This is a genomic window from Bacillus cereus group sp. N8, assembly GCF_016483685.1.
GTDB lineage: Bacteria > Bacillota > Bacilli > Bacillales > Bacillaceae_G > Bacillus_A > Bacillus_A proteolyticus.
In genome coordinates this window covers 1-15,737 of record NZ_JAEHBK010000025.1, presented here as the reverse complement: position 1 = coordinate 15,737, position 15,737 = coordinate 1, and the positions used below count along the sequence as shown (strand labels likewise).

Sequence of the window (15,737 nt, the reverse complement as noted above, 5' to 3'; positions counted from 1 at the left end):
AAATTCTACAATCAGTAATGGAGGCATTTCAATGGGAAACATCCCAAAAGTATCATCACACCAATCAAATCCTAATATACCCTCACAGCAAGTGAACCCTAATACCCAACAAGGTAATATAAAAAAAACAAGACGCCGTTTTATAACTACTTTGGCTATTATATTACCTATAATTTTTGTCCTTCAATATTCTCTGAATAACCAACAAGAAATGATTAAAGAAAAACAAATCACGCTGAATACGGAGCAACAAAAATTATCTTCTTTAAAGAAGGATGGTCATACCCTTAAAAATGATGTTAAAGTTTTAACAGGTAGTGAAGAAGAAATTTTAAAATTCGCAAGGAAACTGTATGGATTTTCCAAACCGAATGAAACTATATTTCAAATAACTGAATAAAATTACACTGCATTATCCAAAAGGCGATATGAAAATAATCGCCTTTTTATATTTAATTTCTAAAGTAATCATGCTAATCTCTCTTTCTATCATATAACTATTTTGTTCAATTTATTAAAATACAACCGCTTGTCCAGTTCACTTTTCTCTATCATTACATTTACTATTAGTAATACGATTTTTAGAGGTGATATATAATGGACGAGTTTTTATCTTTTGCTGCACTTAATCCGGGTTCTATTGGACCTACACTTCCACCGGTTCAACTGGATCAACCGGACCAACTGGATCAACCGGATCAACCGGACCAACTGGATCAACCGGACCAACTGGACCAACTGGATCAACCGGATCAACTGGACCAACTGGATCAACCGGACCAACCGGACCAACCGGACCAACTGGACCAACTGGATTTAATCTTCCTGCTGGGCCTGCATCTATTACCTTGACTTCTAACGCAACCACAGCATGTGTATCCACTCAAGGAAATAATACTTTATTTTTTTCGGGTCAAGTATTAGTAAACGGTAGTCCTACTCCAGGAGTAGTAGTCAGTTTTTCATTTAGTAATCCTTCTCTTGCTTTCATGGTTCCTCTTGCTGTCATTACCAATGCCTCAGGTAATTTTACCGCTGTATTTCTATCCGCTAATGGGCCTGGAACAGTAACCGTTACTGCTTCACTTCTTGATTCCCCTGGAACAATGGCTAGCGTCACTATTACCATTGTAAATTGTCCGTAATGGTTTTATTTTTAAGGACTAAGAAATTTCTGATAAGATGAGCACTGATTTACAGTGCTCACCTTATCATTGGGATGTTCCTTTCAAATGAAATTTCGTAACACCCTACTAAAATAACGCTTTTATTAAGAACTAATGATCTTTATATTTCTTAAGCTTGTCATCACAGGTAATTTTTATAATTAGTTAATTTCTCAATGTGGTTTGTGTATATAATTCCATTCAAAGATACATAATACCCACGTAACTATTTAAAAACACTTCGTTTTTATATCTAAGTTCAAAAAGGAGCTACATAACATGGATAAAAAAGATTTATTAAGTCAACAACTTGATCATGTGTCATCGGATGCGCTGAATACTCCTAGTAAAGCCCAAGAGCAAATGCAAGAAACATCTCAGCAGGCACATGATTCAAACAAAAAGGACAGTCCTCAAGCTTTACATGGTGAAGATTTACCAATTTCAGATGTATATAGAACAACGAACAAACAGTAAATTTAAAAGGGAAAAATCTTAAGAACGAGTGAACTTAATCCTTTTCCCTTTTCCTATTTAAATAACACTTTTATATGCAGCACGTACACATTTTTGACACATCCACTATCACAATCTCCTGAAAATTCGTGATAATATTAATTTGTCGAATACGCTAAATTTCGACATTGAACGACAATATTATCTCCCTTATTGAATCCCTGTCCCCCAGGGATTTCTCCTTTTATTCATTACTTTTTTCTTCACTAAGTTTTCATCCTTAACAAAATTCAATCACTCCAATGAATAGACATGCCACAATCCTATTTTGATAAAAACTATAAAACAAACATACGTAATAATACTAGTAGAATTTTTTTACTTCAAATTTACTTCTTCCCTCGTCTCTTTTTATAAACATTAAAAATGAGCTCTATTTACATAGAGCTCATTCCTAAATTTATAATTTACTAGACTGTAGCCCCTGAATATGTGGAACTACTTCTGGATTTACAAGTGATGATAAATCTCCTAATTCTTTTCCTAAGTAAGCCGCTTTAATGACGCGTCGCATTACTTTAGAATTACGTGTTTTTGGTAAATCCTCTACAACGTGGATATCCTTTGGACATAATGCTTTTCCGATATGAGAATTTACTAGACTCATTAATTCTTTCTTTAAGTCTGCTGTAAATATTACACCGTCTCGTAATACTACAAAGCAATGACAAACCTCACCTTTTACATCATCAGGTACACCAATTGCAGCTGCTTCTATTACATTAATATGTTTCACAAGAATAGACTCATATTCAGCAGGTCCAATACGTTTACCTGCAATATTTAACGTATCATCTGAACGTCCTGTAATGATATATTGTTCACCATCATAAATAACCCAGTCACCATGAACCCATTTATTTTCAAATCGTGACCAATATGTGTTCACATAACGCTCATCGTCTTCCCAGAAACTTTTCGTCATTCCAACCCAAGGTTTCTCTAAACATAATTCTCCAACTGCATCACGAATTGGTTTTCCTTGATCATCAAGTACAACCGCTGCCATACCAGGTAATGATGCGTTAAAACTAATTGGTGCGATTGGCTTAATTAGAACATTACCGAAAATCCCACCAGAAATTTCAGTTCCGCCTGAATAGTTACAAATTGGGACATTCCCTTTTCCAACCGTTTCAAACAGCCACATCCATGGATCTGGATTCCAAGGCTCTCCTGTAGATGCGAATACTTCTAAACTCTTTAAAGAATGTTTATTCACATACGCATCACCTTTTGCCATTAATGCACGGATTAACGTTGGCGAAATACCAAGATGAGTAATTTCATATTTATCGACTGTCTCCCATAAGCGGTCTGCTTCTGGGAAGTCTGGGACACCTTCGTACATAACCATCGTTGCTCCGTTTATGAGTGAACCGAATAATAAAAATGGCCCCATCATCCAGCCCATATCAGTTACCCATAATACACGGTCGCCTTGTTTTATATTCATTCCAAACCCTGCATCAAATGCAGATTTTAAAGGGAAACCAGCATGCGTGTGTACTGTCCCTTTCGGCTTACCAGTCGTTCCTGATGTATAAATGAGCATTAATGGATCATCACTTTGCATTTCTTCAGCATGTATGAATGGTTTTTCTTTTTCTAACGTACTCCATGAAAAATCGTAATTATGCGGTGTAAAATCATTTCCAGCATGCCGAACAATTACCACCTTTTCAACAGTTGGACAATGTTCACAAGCTTTATCTACTTCATCTTTTAAAGAAACAATTTTCCCGCGGCGTGAAAATCCATCTGCGGTAATAATCATTTTTGAACCTGCCGCTTGCACACGTGTCATGACTGCATCAGACGCAAAGCCTGAGAATATTGGTGAAATAATTGCTCCGATTTTCATTACAGCTAGCATCGCAACAACTGTTTCTGGAATCATCGGCATATAAATTGTTACACGATCACCTTTCTCAATACCCGCGTGTTTCAAACCATTAGCAACACGGCTTACCCAGTTGTCAAGCTCTTCATATGTAAATGATTTTGAAGTTCCATTTTCCCCTTCGTACTGAAGTGCTGGCTGTATTCTTGTCTCTTCATCCGCAAGCCAGCGGGATAAAGCTGATTCTACAACGTTACATGTTCCGCCATTATACCACTGTGCAAACGGTGTACCATTTTCTAAATCTAACACTTCTGTATAAGGTTTCATCCATTGATAGCCAACTGCTTTTTCTGCCTCTCCCCAAAACCACGCTGTTTCTTCAATTGATTTATTATAAAAAACTTCGTAATCTTCGTAGCCTAATGATTTCATCCAACTAAATAAACGCGTTTTTTCTTTATATTCTTCTGTTGGAAACCAAACTGCTTGTTTCAATGTTTTCCCCTCCTTGACTTATTGAGCAAGAAAGCCCTTAATAGGGCTTTTAAACTGGATATACAGGATGTTTACGATCCGTAAATACTTGATATTTACTCATATACATTTCGAAACGTCCTTTTAACTCTTCACGTAAATTGTTTGGATGAACAATACCATCAATCACCATCTCTGATGCTAAATGATAAATATCAATATCTTTCTTATACTCTTCACGTTTTTCAGCAATGAAGCTTGCACGCTCTTTTTCTGGTAAAGCTGCAATCTTATTTGCATATACAGCATTAACCGCTGCTTCTGGACCCATTACTGCAATAGAAGCTGTCGGTAATGCTAAGCAGCAATCTGGTTCAAATGCTGGACCTGCCATTGCATATAAACCAGCTCCATATGCTTTTCGAACAATGATAGAAATTTTCGGTACAGTTGCTTCACTCATTGCAGAAATCATTTTTGCACCGTGGCGAATAATACCAGCACGCTCTACTTTTGTACCAATCATAAATCCAGGTACATCTGCAAGGAATAATAATGGAATATGATATGCATCGCATAAATTAATAAACTTCGCTGCTTTATCAGCTGAATCGTGGAATAATACGCCGCCTTTCATACGCGGTTGATTTGCAATAATACCAACTGGCTTACCATCAATACGTGCTAAGCCTGTAATTAGTTCTTGAGCAAATAATTTTTTCACTTCATAGAAAGAACCTTCATCAATAATTCTATTAATAAGATCTTTCATATTGAAAGGAGCATTTTGATTTTCTGGAATGATTTGTTCTAACGTTTTATCGAATTGTTTCGGTTCTTGAGGTGTAACCAATGGAGTCTTTTCTAAGTAGTTGTTTGGAAAATATGAAATGTATTGTCTTGCTTGTGTAATCGCATCTTCTTCTGTTTTACATAAAACATCTCCGCATCCTGATACAGAGCAATGCATACGAGCTCCGCCCATCTCTTCTAACGTTACCTTCTCACCGATAACCATCTCAGCCATACGAGGAGATCCTAAATACATAGATGCGTTACCTTCCACCATCATTACAACATCACAAAAGGCTGGAATATATGCGCCTCCAGCTGCCGAAGGTCCAAATAATAAGCACACTTGCGGAACTTTACCTGATAATTTCACTTGATTATAGAAGATTCTTCCTGCACCACGGCGCCCTGGGAACATTTCAACTTGATCAGTAATACGTGCTCCAGCAGAATCGACTAAATAAAATAACGGAACACGTAATTTTTCAGCCGTTTCTTGAATACGTAAAATCTTTTCAACTGTACGAGCTCCCCATGATCCGGCTTTCACAGTTGAATCATTTGCCATTACGCACGCAGTACGCCCATGTATTTTACCCGTTGCCGTTACAACACCATCAGCTGGTAATCCTGTTTGCTCACAATTTGCAAATAATGCATCTTCTACATATTCGCCATTATCAAATAGAAGAGCTAAACGATCTCGAACAAATAGTTTTCCTTTTGCTTTGTTTTGTTCATGATATTTCGGTGCTCCGCCTTGTTTAATCGTTTCAACTCGTTCTTCAAAAGTATTAGATTGTTGTTTTTGATCTAACATATTTACTCCCCCTTATACATCGGTTTTCGTTTTTCCTTAAATGCCTGTAATCCTTCTAATCTATCTTCCGTATGGATCACACCCTCGTACGCCTGTTTTTCCATTTGTAATCCGGTATGTAAATCTACTTGAATACCATTAGAAATTGCTTCTTTTGCTAATCGAACAGCAATGGGACCGTTACTAGCAATTTGATTTGCAATTTCAATTGCTTTCTCTTCTAGTAAATCAGCTGGTACGACGAATTCTACTAAACCATATTCTTTCGCTTCTTGCGCCGAAATACGTCTTCCTGTATAAATTAATTCTTTCGCTCTACCAACGCCAATTAATCTCGGTAACCGCTGCGTACCACCTGCTCCAGGTATAATGGCAAGTGTAGTTTCAGTAAGACCAAGACTTGCAGACTCAGCCGCAATTCTAAAATCACAAGCTAAACTTAATTCAGTACCACCGCCAAGTGCAATTCCATTTATAGCGGCAATAACTGGTTGTGGTAATTGTTCAACCATTTCCATAGTAGAACGAATCATACCAACAGCATGACGAACTTGTTCTTCGTTCATACCAGCTCGCTCTTTTAAATCTGCACCAGCACAAAACGCTTTTTCGCCAGCACCTGTTAAAATAACTACACGTGTATTTGACTCTTCACTTATTTCCGTTAATATTGTTTGCAATTCTTCCAATAACGCTAAAGATAAAGAATTTGCTTGTCTTTCTCGATATAACGAAATCTTTACAACATGCGGTGTTACATAGTCAACTGAAATGTTTTGTAATTGTAGCATCTTCTCACCTACTTATCGTTTTATGTTGAAGCGCTCTATACACATGACTCGGTAATTGGATATTTAACTTACTTTGAATAAACTGACTAGCCCTCAATAACTTTTCTTCATCAATATTAGTTTGGACCCCGAGCTTATGGAGCATATGTACTAAGTCATCAGTAGCAACATTACCCGATGCTCCAGGTGCATAAGGACATCCCCCAAGTCCACCACAAGAACTATCAAACGTTGTAATACCATGTTCTAAAGACTTAACTACATTTGCCAGTGCCATTCCATACGTATTATGAAAATGCATCGCAAACTGTGAAGCATCATACTTCTTTAATAGATGTTCTAATACTTGTTCTACTTGTAATGGATTCGCTACACCAATCGTGTCACCGAGAGAAACTTCATAAATGCCGTATGAAAATAGTTGATTACATATTTCGTCAACTGCTGTGACACTTATATCTCCTTCATAAGGACATCCAAATACAGTAGAAACATAACCCCTAACCTTTTTCCCTTCGAATGTTGCCTGTTTTGTTATATCTTCAATGACAGTTAATGCTTCTTTAATTGATTTATTAATATTACTTTTATTATGAGATTCACTCGCTGATAAAAAAACATTCACCTCATCTACATTTTGCAAAAAAGCTCGTTCCAAACCATTTTGATTTGGAACAAGCGCAGCATATGTAACATTTGGATCCCTTTTCAGCTCAGAAAATACATCATTTGCATCCGCTAAAGCAGGAACCCATTTTGGGTGAACGAATGAGGAAACTTCAACGTACGACAATCCGGCTTCTGTAAGTAGTTGAATCCATTTTACTTTATCTTTTGTGCCAACAATCTTTTTTTCATTCTGTAAGCCATCACGTGGCCCTACTTCTTTAATGACAGCAAAATTAGGTAGTTTCAATTCGCTTCCCCCTATATCTCCCTATTCAATTTCTAGTAATACATCTCCTTCATTTACAAAATCGCCTTCTTGCACATTAATTTTCATAACTGTGCCAGCTTCTTCTGAAATGATTGGAATTTCCATTTTCATAGATTCCAAAATGACGACATCCTGCTCTTCCTCTACTGTATCTCCTACTCCTACAACTATCTTCCAAACATTTCCTGCCATCGATGCATATACTTTCGTCATCATTTTTTCCCCCTTAATATTCATAAATCTTATTTTTTAACAAGTTGTTTCGTTACGAAACCCGTTGTATAAATACCACTTTTAAACACATCGTCTCCGAGCACTTGCAGTAGCATCGGTGTATTTGTTTTAATACCTTCAATTTTTAACTCTTCTAGAGCATTTTCTAATTTTGAAATTGCCTCTTCACGAGTTTCACCATAAGCAATGACTTTCGCAATCATTGGATCATAAAACGGTGTAATTGTTACATGATTCTCTAAAAAGTGATCAATACGTACATTTGATGGTAATGTTAAATCTGTTATTTTCCCAGGTGAAGGGAAGAATGTTTTCGGATCTTCTGCATAAATACGTGCTTCAATGGCATGACCACTACGTTTTACATCATCCTGAGTAAATGATAGTTTCTCACCACTTGCGATAAGAAGTTGTTGTTCTACAAGATCTAACCCCGTAATTTCTTCCGTAACTGGATGCTCTACTTGTAATCTCGTATTCATTTCTAAGAAATAGAAATTTTTCTGATCATCTACAAGAAACTCAACTGTACCTGCATTTGTATATCCGAGAGCTTTAGCAGCTTGTACAGCCACTTCTCCCATTGCTTTTCGTGTACCTTCATCTAAAAATGGTGAAGGTGCTTCTTCGATTACTTTTTGATTTCGGCGCTGTACTGAACATTCACGTTCCCATAAGTACACTGTGTTACCATGTGTATCTGCTAAAAGCTGAATTTCAATATGATGTGCGTCTGCAATATAACGCTCTAAATACATTTCTCCATTACCGAAGAAATTTTGTGCTCTTGTTTTGTTACTTTCAAATGCTTTGGTGAGCGTTTGCTCAGTTTCCATCAACTGCATTCCAATGCCTCCGCCGCCCGCGGATGCCTTAAGCATTAATGGATAACCAATTTGTTTTGCAATTTCAATTGCCTCTTCAGCAGTATCAATATTTGTAGTAATGCCTGGAACTACTGGTACATCTGCTGCTTGCATTGCTATACGTGACTCAATTTTACTTCCCATCTTCGTAATGATTTCTTCTGAAGGACCAATAAATACGATTCCTTCTTCTTTACAACGAATCGGAAAAGATGGATTCTCTGATAATAATCCGTATCCCGGATGGATTGCTTCAACATTTGTTTTTTTAGCTATTTCAATAATTTTTTCAAGGTTTAAATAGCTTTCTTGGACTCGTGGCCCCCCTACTAGATAAGCTTCATTTGCCATTTTTACATGAAGGGCATTTTCATCAGCCTCAGAATAAATAGCAACGGTACGAATTCCAAGTTTTTGACAAGTTTTCATAATGCGAACTGCGATTTCCCCGCGATTGGCAATTAATATTTTTTGAAACATAGTGATTCCTCCTTTTTATCTACATCCTAAATGTCTAGCAATTACGAGACGTTGAATTTCAGAAGTTCCTTCACCAATTTCTAACAGTTTTGCATCACGAATATGTCGTTCAACTTCATATTCACGCATATAGCCATAACCGCCATGAATTTGTACTGCATGATTCGCTATACGACTTGCTGCTTCAGATGCAAATAGTTTTGCCATAGCCGCTTCTTTACCGAAAGGTTTATCATTATCTTTTAACCAAGCTGCTTTATGTACTAAATTACGCGCTAATTCCACTTCAGTCGCCATATCAGCTAATTTAAATTGAATCGCTTGGAAATTAGAAATCGTTTTTCCAAATTGTTGACGTTCTTTCGCATATTGCAGAGCACGTTCAAATGCAGATTGTGCAATACCTACTGCTAATGCCGCAATTGAAATACGTCCTCCATCAAGTGTATATAAGAATTGTTTAAATCCTTTATTAACATCACCAAGAATATTTTCTTTCGGTACACGTACACCATCAAGTACGATTTCACAAGTATTAGAAGCGCGGACACCCATCTTATCGTAAGGACTTGAGATCGTTAATCCTTCACTTGTAGTCGGTACGATAAATGCAGAAATACGTTTTCTACCATTGTCTTCAACACCATTGATAGCGGTTACAATAATCGTATTTGCATACTCTGCGTTTGTAATCCAGCACTTTTCACCACTAATTACATACTCATCGCCATCTAAAATAGCTTTCGTTTGAGTGCCCCCTGCATCAGATCCAGCGTTCGGCTCTGTTAATCCGAAAGCACCTAATGTTTTACCTGACGCCATTGGAACTAAATACTTTTGTTTTTGTTCTTCTGTACCGAAATAATAAATTGGAGAAGCACCTAATGAAATTGTTGCAGCGTAGCTTAAGCCTGTACCACCACAAGCGCGACCAATTTCTTCAACTGCTAGTGCGTACGATACTGTATCGCCACCTGAACCTCCATACTCTTCTGGGAATGGGATGCCTAATAATCCTAGTTCGCCCATTTTTTGAAATGTTTCATATGGAAATTCCGCAGTTTTGTCATAATATACAGCTTTCGGTGCGATTTCCTTTTCAGCAAAGTCACGTACCATTTCTTTAATCATTTGTTTTTCGCGAGTTAGAGTAAATTCCATTACGCTACACACCCCTTATCGAATATTGAGTTTCGACAGCGTGCGAGTTACTACTACAAACATTACTTCTTAAAAGACACGAATATTAGTTAGACAATTGCTACAATTCTGTCATAACTTAATTTTAAAACAGATTCTGTACCAATGCACAAAAAAATTCCTACATTGTTCTACAACAACATAGGGTGTTTTGTGTCGAAATATGTATTTTTTTGTTTTATAATCTCTATCTTTTTCCGAATCAGAAATTATCACTATCGTTTCTGAGGATGTTTCGAAATATGTTTTTTAATAATACTTTTTATCAAATCGAATTGCCTACAATTTTAAAATAGTAATCAAACCGCTAAGTGTTTTTCTCTTCCCTGCATATTGATGAAATACCTCAGCCAATGCTCATGCCATTTTTAAACCGTGTTTTATAATACCTGAAAATATGCGCACATACATTTCAATTTGATAAATAGAGCGGCGTATGCATTAATAACTAATAAAAGATCTTCTCATGATTTTCAAATACTACCTTTAACGTTAGTAACATTACATCCTAATTTTTTATCCTTCACTTTGTTATGTGCCATAAATAAAGATCTGTAATCAAGTTATATATTTAAATGGCATTCATATTTCAATTAATTTCTAACGTTTTAAAATGTGCGATTGTTAAATGACTTTTAAAGAAATGTTCCCGAATAATATAATTCGACAATCTCCTTTTCTTAATCCCATAATTTTAACGTTTAATTTAATCAATTTTTTTCGTTTTTATTTCATGTCGTGTAACATTACCTTTATCAATTCGACTATTATCTAAAAATCAATCCAATTAAATTCATAAACTGTGCGTATATTTACTCCTGCTTTTCTGCTAGAAAACTATCAATGATCTCGTTTTGGAAGGCCATAAAGTCCTCTACTTTTCAGGTCACTCCAAAGCGTTGTCCGATTCACATCGAGTTCTTACGTTAATTCATCCTGTGACCTATTGTTATGTTTTTTTGTCTTAGCTCGTTTAACTTAGCCAATATTATGTTACGCTCCTCTTCTGAAATAGAAAAAAAGCAATCGATTTTATATCGATTGCTTTGAATTTCGTGTATCTTTTGTAGTTCTTATTGAAAGTCTGTATTAAACAAATAGATTCACCACTAATCCAGCATGATCAGATGGCCAAAGAGCCGTTATCGTTATATCAGCGTTTGAATTCAGATTTCCTAGAAAAATTAACAGTAGGTGTGTATAAGCGGGTCCCAACAGCAATTCGTTCCCTTATGCAACTTAAGCAATCGGAGAATTTCACATAATTTATTTCATTACCTCCGTGGCGTTAGTCCATATAATATAAATTGAATCGTATTTTCGATTTCCACTTCATCATCCCATTTCTCTTCAGGCAATAATAAAAACCTCGTTAAGAGAAATCCTAGTACAGCTGATAAAGTAAGACGTAATACGGAAGATGGTGGCATTTCAATAATTTCCCCTTCTTCTTGAAACTTTACAATTAACTTTTTAAAATGTGAAAGCAGTTCTGTTTCTACTAATTGTTGTATTTCACTTTTTAGTTCCGGCTGAAATGGTACTTCTTGAATTAGTATTTTTATCATTGGAAAGTGCTTTTTGGCAAATTCAAACCTATTATGAATTACTACTCTTAAAAGACCTTCATACGATTCATAATTTGTTTTAAATATTTCCTTGGCAAAAGCTTGTATAAAAAATGGCGCAGCGAACTTTGTTAAGGTCGGCATCACAACTGCAAACAATAAATCTTTTTTCGTTTTATAGTAGCGGAAGATTGTTCCTTCCGCTACACCCGCACGCTTCGCAATTTCACTCGTTGAAGTTGAGGCGTATCCTTTTTCTCCAAACATATCAACAGCTGCCTCTAATATACGCATTTGACGTTCATTACGTTTATCAGTATTCGTTGCGGCAACTAATTCTTCCAGCCAATCCTTCTTCATTTATAATGCTCCTTTTTGTCTTCATTATATTTTGCGATGTTTCTTTAAAGCAAATACATTTCCTACTGCAAATAATAGTGAAAAAAGAAGTAAAACAGTAAGATCTAAAGCAATTTCTGTAAACCCTTGATTCCTAATCATTACTTGCCTCATTGCGTCAGCACCATATGTGAGTGGAAATAATTTACCTAACATTTGTAACCACTTATTCATGGATTCCATTGGAAACAATCCAGAAAAGAAGACTTGAGGTACAATTACAAGCGGTATAAACTGAATCATTTGAAATTCATTATTTGCGTATGCCGATAAAAATGTGCCTAGTGTTAATGCAGTTAAAGAAAGCATACATGTTATAAGTAGCGTTAGCCATATTGAGCCAGCTACATATAAATCTAGAATATAAACTGAAAAACTTACAATTATAATAGATTGTATAAATGCAAAGATTCCAAAACCAATAATATATCCTACTACTATTTCCCATCTTCTCACCGGCGTGGACAATAATCTCTCTAATGTACCACTTAACCGTTCTCTTACAAAAGAAACTCCCGACAGTATAAATACAAAGAAAAATGTAAAGAAACCAATTAATACGGGACCAAGACCATCAAACATCGTAATGTCTTTAGAGCCATGTAAGTAATTCACTTCAGGCTTCATAACTGATACATCATTCTTTTCTGTACTTTTTTGCAACACTTGGAGTACAGCACGATTTTTTGCAGAATCACTGCCTTCTAATAGAAGATTCATTTTCCCATCCTCTAAATAAATTACTGCATCTACCTTTTGTTTTTCCAACTCAGAAATTGCTTTCACTTTGCCGTATTCATAAATTGAGGCTTCTTGATTTTTCATCGTTTTTACTATAGGAGCAGGTACATCGACTACGGCGATATGCGGTATATAGTCTTTTTGTGTAAATACTAGCGACAATAACCAAAGTAATAACATTGGTGCCCCAAACATCATTGCTAAAGAACGTTTATCTCGAAAAAATTGACGGATGATTCGGATGACTACACCATTAACTCTCATGATTCAATCACTCCTTCTAACATAAAGACATCTTCAATTCGTCCAGATGATGTTTGTTTTTTTAATTCCTCAGGTGTACCAATCGCAACTAATTTCCCTTCTCTAATTAGCCCTAGACGTTCGCAAAACTCTGCTTCATCCATAATGTGCGTTGTTACAATAATAGTTGTCCCTTTCTTTTTAAGATCATAAAACTTCTCCCAAATCGACTTTCGAAGAAGAGGATCTATCCCAACTGTTGGCTCATCTAAAATCAATACTTCTGGTTCATGAAGGAGTGCTATCGCCAATGATAAACGTTTTTTCATTCCACCTGAAAATTGCTGTACTGGTTTTTTCATATGCTCGGATAATTGCACAAGTTCAAAAACTTCTACAATTCTCTCTTTCTTATGCTTACCTTTTAATCCATACATTGTTGCAATAAAATCTGCATTTTCATATGCCGATAGTTCTTCGTATAATGCATCAGCCTGAGCCATATAACCAATTCTTTTCATGCCATTTAAATTAGGCATGTTTGTATTAAAAACAATTACATCTCCTGTAGTTGATTCATTAATACCTGCAATCATTTTAATGAGTGTTGTTTTCCCTGATCCGGAAGGTCCGACCAATCCAAAAATTTCTGCCTTTTCTACTTGCAATGAAAGGTTATACAAAACTTCTTTTTTCCCAAAACTTTTTGATACATCTCGTAAAATAATTGAAGATTGTTGCACTCTAAATCCCCCTTTTCTATAAAATGAGTGAGTACTCACTTTTATTTTACTCTTGAGTTATTATATGTCAAACTTTACTAATAAATATTTTTTCTGTTAATAACTAAAACAATGAAACAGAGTCGACATTAGAATACTTTTTCTGAAAGTATTCTAATGTCGACTCTGTTTCATTGTAAATCATTCGATTTTGTTTATGTTTTTAAATTTAAATACTTTCTAATTCTAGCAACATCTAATGAATATTCGATAACTATTTGCTGTATTGGCAAAATAACTGTTTCCGGATATAAATGTGCATACTGTAAAGTTTCTGCATACTTTTCTAATCTTTTTTCTAAATACTTTACAATTTGTTCAGGATGACTTACTAATAAAGACTTACAATAATAATGAATTTGTTCCTCAATCGCCGTATATTCCTCAATTTCAAATTCTTTATGCATTTGTACACCCCTTTATATTTTAATTACGTCTAATATTGACCATTTCAATTCGACAATCTTAATTTTTTGATTATTTAAACTATAACAAACTTATTGAGTCAAATTTTGTTACTTTATGTAGCGAGGAGAAAATTTAACAAAATTGTAATGGAAACTTGTACTGAAGAAAAATTAGCTTTAAATTATTCCCCTGAACAAAAAAGCCGTACAGATTTATTTAACTGCACGACTACAATCTCGGGTCTATTAAAGATTCTTTGCGGAATGATACTATTACCTAATCCTCTACTAACTATCATTGATGTATTTTGTTTTTCATATAAACCCGCTGTATATTTAGGTAATATACCTTGATTAGGAGCAACCAACCCACCTATAAATGGTAGTCTTACTTGTCCGCCATGGGCATGCCCAGATAAAACTAAATCTATTTTTTCCTCAGTATACACATTTAAAAATTCAGGTCTATGAGAAAGTAGTACCATATATCTATCTGGATTTACTTCATTTTTCGCTTTAGCAATCTCATTTTTCACTATAGATTCTTCATTATGATTTCCACTAGTAAACTCAGGATCATCTATACCTAACAAATATATTTCCTGTCCGTCTTTTTGAATATTTATATGTTCATTTCTTAAAACAGTGACATGATGCTTCTTCAATTCTTTCTCTAAACTGTTATATTGCCCGGACCACTTTTCATGATTCCCTGTAACAAAATATACCGGATACTCCTTTACAAGCTCTCGCACTACTTGCAAACTAACTTCTGCATCGTATGATTTACTATCTATTAAATCACCCGTTATAGTAATAATGTCCGGTTGAATACTTTTTACTTTTTTAATGAACAGGTCTTGATTATCACCAAACATTTTATTATGTAAGTCTGAAAGCTGGAGGATTTTAAAGCCTTTAAAAGAGGAGGGGATTTTACTAGATGTTATTTTAATTTCACTTACACTTATTAAATTGTTCTGCAAATATAAAAATATACTAATACCCACTAATGTACCAATAATCAATATGATTCTATAAATATTTTTTTCATAGTTTCTCCTAAAAGGTTTTCATTAATTTAACATATAGAATTATTTCTCTAATTATTTTCAGCATCAAAATCCATAACTATTTCCTTACTACTTTATTACCTTAACTTGTATTAATCTGCTTTCCATAACGATAACACAAAAATCGAGTTCGGATCACCATAACATTGGAACCTTGAATGGCTTCGTATGTCTTCCTGTTATATATTTGTACTTACTTTCAATATTAACGCTAATGTAACCCTAATAGAAAAAGAATCGGCCATTTCAACTTATAGACATGCCCTTTTATTAAAAAATTTTCACGAGCATGACGCTTCGATAAAAAACAAAAAAGGACCGTATTTGGTCTTATCCCTGTCAAGTAGACAATATTAAAAAGACTAAGCAGCCATCGAGATTCGATATTCTATCGGAGCTCGG

General features: G+C 35.2%; 16 protein-coding genes. 2 read left to right on the top strand and 14 right to left on the bottom strand.

What is annotated here, in order from left to right; genetic code table 11:
* Positions 1–31 precede the first annotated feature (31 nt).
* Positions 32–400, top strand: a complete 369-nt coding sequence (locus JDS80_RS24195) for an FtsB family cell division protein (RefSeq protein ID WP_071745965.1) — start codon at positions 32–34, stop codon at positions 398–400.
* Between the two features lie 246 nt (positions 401–646).
* On the opposite strand, the gene JDS80_RS31615 is transcribed toward JDS80_RS24195, so the two are convergent.
* Positions 647–868, bottom strand: coding sequence for a hypothetical protein (locus JDS80_RS31615; RefSeq protein ID WP_346011398.1), 222 nt, complete (start codon positions 866–868; stop codon positions 647–649).
* A gap of 45 nt (positions 869–913) precedes the next feature.
* On the bottom strand, positions 914–1,129 hold the full coding sequence (locus tag JDS80_RS31610; protein WP_084667455.1) for a hypothetical protein: 216 nt from the start codon (positions 1,127–1,129) through the stop codon (positions 914–916).
* Between the two features lie 316 nt (positions 1,130–1,445).
* On the opposite strand from JDS80_RS31610, the gene JDS80_RS24185 reads away from it, so the two are divergent.
* Positions 1,446–1,643, top strand: coding sequence for a hypothetical protein (locus JDS80_RS24185; RefSeq protein ID WP_071745964.1), 198 nt, complete (start codon positions 1,446–1,448; stop codon positions 1,641–1,643).
* 439 nt (positions 1,644–2,082) lie between these two features.
* Here the strand turns inward: JDS80_RS24185 and JDS80_RS24180 are convergent, their stop codons facing one another.
* From JDS80_RS24180 to JDS80_RS24125, 12 genes are all read right to left on the bottom strand, one after another.
* Positions 2,083–4,023 (bottom strand): AMP-binding protein, encoded by a 1,941-nt coding sequence (locus tag JDS80_RS24180; RefSeq protein ID WP_098889118.1) that lies wholly within the window; start codon positions 4,021–4,023, stop codon positions 2,083–2,085.
* Positions 4,024–4,072: 49 nt separating this feature from the next.
* Positions 4,073–5,614, bottom strand: a complete 1,542-nt coding sequence (locus JDS80_RS24175; protein WP_199640155.1) for an acyl-CoA carboxylase subunit beta — start codon at positions 5,612–5,614, stop codon at positions 4,073–4,075.
* A 2-nt stretch (positions 5,615–5,616) separates the two neighbouring features.
* Positions 5,617–6,405, bottom strand: a complete 789-nt coding sequence (locus JDS80_RS24170) for an enoyl-CoA hydratase (RefSeq protein ID WP_071772539.1) — start codon at positions 6,403–6,405, stop codon at positions 5,617–5,619.
* 4 nt (positions 6,406–6,409) lie between these two features.
* Positions 6,410–7,321, bottom strand: a complete 912-nt coding sequence (mvaB, locus tag JDS80_RS24165; RefSeq protein WP_071772538.1) for a hydroxymethylglutaryl-CoA lyase — start codon at positions 7,319–7,321, stop codon at positions 6,410–6,412.
* A 21-nt stretch (positions 7,322–7,342) separates the two neighbouring features.
* Positions 7,343–7,558: an acetyl-CoA carboxylase biotin carboxyl carrier protein subunit gene (locus tag JDS80_RS24160; RefSeq protein ID WP_001987345.1), complete on the bottom strand. Its 216-nt coding sequence runs from the start codon at positions 7,556–7,558 to the stop codon at positions 7,343–7,345.
* A gap of 26 nt (positions 7,559–7,584) precedes the next feature.
* A complete protein-coding gene (locus JDS80_RS24155) occupies positions 7,585–8,922 on the bottom strand; it encodes an acetyl-CoA carboxylase biotin carboxylase subunit (RefSeq protein ID WP_199640154.1) in 1,338 nt (445 codons plus the stop codon).
* Positions 8,923–8,937: 15 nt separating this feature from the next.
* Complete coding sequence (locus JDS80_RS24150; protein ID WP_000397266.1) at positions 8,938–10,083, bottom strand: acyl-CoA dehydrogenase; 1,146 nt, start codon at positions 10,081–10,083, stop codon at positions 8,938–8,940.
* 1,313 nt (positions 10,084–11,396) lie between these two features.
* Entirely contained in the window at positions 11,397–12,050 is a 654-nt protein-coding gene (locus tag JDS80_RS24145) for a TetR/AcrR family transcriptional regulator (RefSeq protein WP_071745958.1), read from the bottom strand.
* Positions 12,051–12,074: 24 nt separating this feature from the next.
* The gene (locus JDS80_RS24140) at positions 12,075–13,094 is read right to left on the bottom strand and encodes an ABC transporter permease (RefSeq protein WP_071745957.1); all 1,020 of its coding nucleotides are present in this window, start codon (positions 13,092–13,094) and stop codon (positions 12,075–12,077) included.
* Positions 13,091–13,816 (bottom strand): ABC transporter ATP-binding protein, encoded by a 726-nt coding sequence (locus tag JDS80_RS24135; RefSeq protein WP_071745956.1) that lies wholly within the window; start codon positions 13,814–13,816, stop codon positions 13,091–13,093. The genes JDS80_RS24140 and JDS80_RS24135 overlap by 4 nt, the downstream gene beginning before the upstream one ends.
* A gap of 194 nt (positions 13,817–14,010) precedes the next feature.
* Positions 14,011–14,262, bottom strand: a complete 252-nt coding sequence (locus JDS80_RS24130) for a hypothetical protein (RefSeq protein WP_071745955.1) — start codon at positions 14,260–14,262, stop codon at positions 14,011–14,013.
* Between the two features lie 182 nt (positions 14,263–14,444).
* A complete protein-coding gene (locus JDS80_RS24125) occupies positions 14,445–15,296 on the bottom strand; it encodes a metallophosphoesterase (RefSeq protein WP_414645824.1) in 852 nt (283 codons plus the stop codon).
* Between the last annotated feature and the right edge of the window lie 441 nt (positions 15,297–15,737).